At 61.5% G+C, this 4,985-nt stretch carries 6 protein-coding genes; 3 read left to right on the top strand and 3 right to left on the bottom strand.

Annotated features, from left to right (window positions below; genetic code table 11):
* Positions 1-421 (top strand): lysophospholipid acyltransferase family protein (locus WBF74_RS01955; protein WP_424434361.1); only part of this gene is annotated, 421 nt, incomplete at its 5' end.
* A gap of 7 nt (positions 422-428) precedes the next feature.
* On the opposite strand, the gene WBF74_RS01950 is transcribed toward WBF74_RS01955, so the two are convergent.
* The 3 genes from WBF74_RS01950 to xseA are packed head-to-tail and all read right to left on the bottom strand — an operon-like array spanning position 429 to position 2,973.
* Positions 429-1,268, bottom strand: coding sequence for a M23 family metallopeptidase (locus WBF74_RS01950; protein ID WP_424434358.1), 840 nt, complete (start codon positions 1,266-1,268; stop codon positions 429-431).
* Positions 1,265-1,486, bottom strand: coding sequence for a DUF2093 domain-containing protein (locus tag WBF74_RS01945; RefSeq protein WP_424434355.1), 222 nt, complete (start codon positions 1,484-1,486; stop codon positions 1,265-1,267). The genes WBF74_RS01950 and WBF74_RS01945 overlap by 4 nt, the downstream gene beginning before the upstream one ends.
* A gap of 59 nt (positions 1,487-1,545) precedes the next feature.
* On the bottom strand, positions 1,546-2,973 hold the full coding sequence (gene xseA, locus WBF74_RS01940; protein WP_424434352.1) for an exodeoxyribonuclease VII large subunit: 1,428 nt from the start codon (positions 2,971-2,973) through the stop codon (positions 1,546-1,548).
* A gap of 129 nt (positions 2,974-3,102) precedes the next feature.
* Between xseA and purD the strand changes: the two genes are divergently transcribed.
* Together purD and WBF74_RS01930 are read left to right on the top strand one after the other, a co-directional pair.
* Complete coding sequence (gene purD, locus WBF74_RS01935) at positions 3,103-4,386, top strand: phosphoribosylamine--glycine ligase (protein ID WP_424434349.1); 1,284 nt, start codon at positions 3,103-3,105, stop codon at positions 4,384-4,386.
* A 36-nt stretch (positions 4,387-4,422) separates the two neighbouring features.
* On the top strand, positions 4,423-4,985 hold a 563-nt coding region (locus WBF74_RS01930), incomplete at its 3' end, for a phosphotransferase family protein (RefSeq protein ID WP_424434346.1).

Below are 4,985 nucleotides of genomic sequence, written 5' to 3'. Positions count from 1 at the left end.
GGCAATTCAGATTCCGAAAGGAAGCACCGGTGCGCGCGTGATTGTTCGCCTGATGCGGGAGAACAAGTTTGTCGCCATGCTGACGGACCAGAAGATGAATGACGGGCTTCCTGCCCGCTTCTTCGGTTTGCCCGCGATGACGCCGAATGCGCCTGCCGGTCTGGCGGTGCGATACAATATTCCTGTCGTGCCAGCCTGGATCGAGCGGCTGGAAGGTGTCCATTTCCGTGTCGTTGTTTACGACCCGATTGTCGCGCGGCCGGGCGCTGATCCGGTGGAAGAAGTGCAGCGCATCACGCAGGAGCTAAATGATTTCCTCGAGGCGCGCATTCGTGAGCGGCCGGAACAATGGCTCTGGCTGCATGACCGCTGGACGGCCCCTCGGCGGCGGAGACGCAGATGGACTCAGACCGAGGAGTAGGCCGGCCTCAGTTTCTGCCGGACGGTTTGCCCTGCGGCATCGGCCCGACAAGCCGCTCCGGGTCCAGCCAGGCGCCGCGCCAGTAAAGCCCCCAATGGAGATGCGGGCCGGTTGCGCGCCCTGTTGCGCCGACAGCGCCCAGAACATCACCCTGCTGCACGCGGTCGCCTGCTTTCACATCGATCCGGCTCATATGCATCATCAGGCTGGTCACGCCCTGTCCGTGATCCAGAAAAACGAGACCGCCTTCAAAATACATATCCATATCGGCAAGCGTGACCACGCCACTTGCGGGCGCGATGATCTCCGTTCCCGTTGGCGCGGCAACATCGACGCCATAATGAGGGCGGCGCGGCTCGCCATTGTAGTAGCGCTGTGATCCGAAGACGCCGGAGATCGGGCCTGTGACGGGCCAGATGAAATTCTCGCGAAACCAGCTTCCTTCCGCGCGCTTCTCCCGCGCTTCATTTTTAAGCTTTGTGCTGCGCGCAATGGCAGCGGCTGCTTCCGGCGGAGGCGTTACGAATTTTTGCGGCACGCCTTCGACGCGCTGGATCTTCCAGTCGCGCGGGGCAATATCAAGCAGGCGTTCTACCGATGACCCATCAGGATAGCGTAGTGTAAGCCGCGCCTGCCTGCCGTGATCGCGGTCGAAGCCGAAGGCAAAATTGCCTTCCGCATCCATGTCGAGCTTCAAGCCGTCGAGCATGGCTTCTGCACCCGGCACTGCCTTGCCAATGACGAGGCCGCCTTGCTCCATCCGCCCCTGAAGCTCAAGCGGTGGTTCTGCCGCCCATGCGGTACCGACCAGCAACAGCGTGGCAGCAAGAAGGGCGAGTTTCTTCATTTCGCGCCCTTGAGAATTTCCATCATCCGCTTCAGCGAAGCGTCGGGGCTTGCATAAGCCTCCTGCCGATCGACATTCCAGTAGCGCAATTCATCGAGCGGAATCTGCACGCCCGTTACAGCGCAGGTGACATGCGTGCCGGGTTTCACGACGTGAAACTCCCCGTCACCATATACGAGTTCCGCTTCGCCGCTGCCGGGTCGGTCAATCCTGTTCATACATCATCCTCATTTTTCGGCACTCTAGCGCGCGGGCGAAGATCGCGCAAAATCCGGGTTCAAAGCAGCGTCCCCTGCGCGCCGCCGGATTTTTTCTCGGGCACCTTTTTGGGTGAAGGGGCAGGACTGCCGCCCGCCACAACAACGCCGAGCCTGTCGCTGGCGAACTCGATCTCGAGGACGGCACCGGGCTTTTGCCCTGTGCCCGCATGAACCGGCTTGCCAGAGGCATCGCGCACCACGGCAAAGCCGCGCTTCAGTACGCCATGATAGGAGTAACTTTCGAGAAGCTTTGCCGCCCCGTCGAGCCGCCGCCCGGCATCGGAAAGAGCGCGCCTTTCCGCGCGGCCAAGGCGCTCCATCCATTGCGGCAGGGCTTTTTTCTCGGTAGCGATGCGAAGGCGAAGCGGTTGCGGCGAGAGGCGCGCTTCCACACGCTGAAGCTGTGCCTGTTTCACTTCCGTTGCGCGGATGAGCGCGCGGGAGAGGCGTTCTGCGGCATTGTCGAAACGCTGACGCGGCAAAGCGACGATGTCTTGCAGACGCGGCAGCCCGCGCGCGAGGCCGCGGAGCTGAGTGCGCGCGGCTTCAAGCAGCCGCGCCTCGGCGCGCATCAACCGCGTCGTGCGATCTCGCATATCCGCCATGAGTTCCGCGCGCACGGGCACTGCCATTTCAGCAGCTGCTGTGGGTGTCGGCGCGCGGCGATCAGATGCGAAGTCGATCAAGGTCGTGTCCGTCTCATGCCCCACGGCGGAGATGAGCGGGATCGTGCTTTCTGCGGCAGCACGCACGACGATTTCCTCATTGAAGGACCAGAGGTCTTCAATGGAACCGCCGCCGCGCGCAACGATCAGTACATCGGGGCGCGGAAAGACACCGCCCTCGCCCATCGCGTTGAAGCCGCGAATAGCGGCGGCCACTTCTGCCGCGCTCGTCTCGCCCTGCACGCGCACAGGCCAGACGATAACATGGCGCGGGAAGCGGTCTTCAAGGCGGTGAAGAATATCGCGGATGACCGCGCCTGTGGGGCTTGTCACTACGCCGATTACGCGCGGCAGGAAGGGAAGCGGGCGCTTGCGTTCCTCTGCGAAGAGGCCTTCGGCGGCAAGCTTCTTCCGCCGCTCCTCCAGCAACGCCATCAGCGCGCCGACGCCTGCCGGCTCCAGATGCTCGATCACGATCTGATATTTGGAACTGCCGGGAAAGGTGGTGAGCTTGCCGGTTGCTATCACCTCCATGCCCTCTTCGGGCTTGAAGCGGAGCTTCTGGAACGCGCCACGCCAGATGACGGCATCAATGCGGGCCTTGTCGTCCTTCAGGCCGAAATAGCAATGGCCGGAAGAGTGAGGCCCGCGATATCCCGTAATCTCGCCCCGTACGCGGACATGACCGAAGGTTTCCTCCACGGTGCGCTTCAACGCGAAGGAAATCTCGCTCACCGAGAATTCATGAGCATTGTTTGCGGCGGTATCCGGAGGGGTCATCTCACTCTTGTGCTTCGATAGGGGTGGCTGCGGTTATTTGCCGGAGCGGGCCCCCATGTTACAAGGGGGCCCTTCGCGCCCCAACCCTTTCCGGGCGGGCCGCGCAAGCCATTTCCAGGGGATGTACCCATGAATATTCTCGTCATCGGCTCTGGCGGCCGGGAACATGCCCTTTGCTGGGCCATCGCGCAAAGCCCGCTTTGCAGCAAGCTTTATTGTGCACCCGGAAATGGTGGAATTGCACAGGTGGCGGAATGCGTGCCGCTTGCCGCGGTGGATTGTGACGCCATCATCGCCTTTATCCGCGAGAAGAAGGTGGATTTCGTGGTGGTCGGGCCGGAAGACCCGCTGGTGCAGGGTCTGGTGGACCGGCTTGATGCCGAAGGCATTGTAAGCTTCGGCCCTTCCGCCGCTGCGGCACAGCTTGAAGGCTCCAAGGGCTTCACGAAGGATCTCTGCGCGGAATATGGCATTCCCACCGCTGCCTATGGCCGCTTCGACAAGGCGGAGGCCGCCAAAGCCTTCATCGCTGAAAAAGGCGCGCCCATTGTCGTGAAGGCTGACGGGCTTGCGGCTGGCAAGGGCGTCATCATCGCCGCGACGGTGGATGAGGCAAATGCTGCGATTGACGACATACTCGGCGGTCGCTTTGGCGCAGCCGGTGCAGAAGTCGTGGTGGAAGAATTTCTCGAAGGCGAAGAAGCGAGTTTCTTTGCGCTTTGCGATGGCACGCATGTGCTGCCCCTCGCCACCGCACAGGACCACAAGCGTGTCTTTGACAATGATGTGGGGCCGAACACGGGCGGCATGGGCGCCTATTCGCCCGCGCCTGTGATGACAGCCGTCCTCAATGAGCGCGTGTTGCACGAGATCGTGGAGCCTACCGTGCGCGCGATGCGCGAACGCGGCACCCCGTTCAAGGGCGTGCTTTATGCCGGGCTGATGATCACCGCGGATGGGCCGAAGCTCATCGAATATAACGCGCGCTTTGGTGATCCGGAGACGCAGGTGCTGATGATGCGGCTTGATTGCGATGTGCTGCCGCTTCTGAAGGCAAGCCATGATGGCACGCTCGACAAGGCCGAAGTCCGCTGGAAGGACGAGGTGGCGCTCACCGTGGTCATGGCCGCCGAGGGTTATCCGGGCGACTACAAGAAGAACACGGAAATTCGTCGCCTTGCTGAAGCTGGCGCAGAAGACGGTGTCCAGATTTTCCACGCCGGAACGAAAGCGGAAGGCGGGCGCGTTCTCTCCACAGGCGGGCGCGTCCTCAATGTGACGGCAACCGGCAAGACAACGGCGGATGCGCAGGCGCGCGCCTACCGCGCTGTTGACAAGATTGACTGGCCGGAAGGCTTCTGCCGCCGCGACATTGGCTACCGCGCCATTGCCCGCGAAAAGCAGACCGCCTGACAGAATCAATTAAGACGAAACGGGGAGTGAAAAACAATGAGCCAGGAACCGAGCCGTCAGGAGCAATTCTCCGGCACCAAAGAAGTCGCCGAGAGCCACAAGTTCGATGAGAAGCGCCTTGAGCAATATATGCAGGCGCATGTGGAAGGCTTCGAAGGGCCGCTCACCGTGTCGCAGTTCAAGGGCGGGCAGTCGAACCCGACCTATCAGCTCTCCACGCCGAAGCAGAAATATGTGCTGCGCCGCAAGCCGCCGGGGAAGCTTCTTCCCTCCGCGCATGCCGTTGACCGCGAATACAGGGTCATCACCGCGCTATACGCGACGGGCTTTCCTGCCCCGCGCACTTTCTGTCTCTGCGAAGATGAAAACGTTATCGGCACCATGTTCTACATCATGGAAATGGTCGATGGCCGCGTGCTCTGGGAACCGCTCCTTCCCTCTCAGGACAAGGAAACGCGCTGGAAGATTTACGACTCGCTGAACGAAACCATGGCGCGCCTGCACATGGTGGATTACGAGAAGGCAGGGCTCGGCGATTTCGGCAAGCCCGGCAATTATTTTGCACGGCAGATCTCTCGCTGGACGAAGCAGTATCTTGC

This window comes from Parvibaculum sp. (assembly GCF_049672805.1).
Classification (GTDB): domain Bacteria; phylum Pseudomonadota; class Alphaproteobacteria; order Parvibaculales; family Parvibaculaceae; genus Parvibaculum.
The sequence above is the reverse complement of the archived record's forward strand: the minus strand, read 5'-3'. Positions and strand labels throughout refer to the sequence as shown.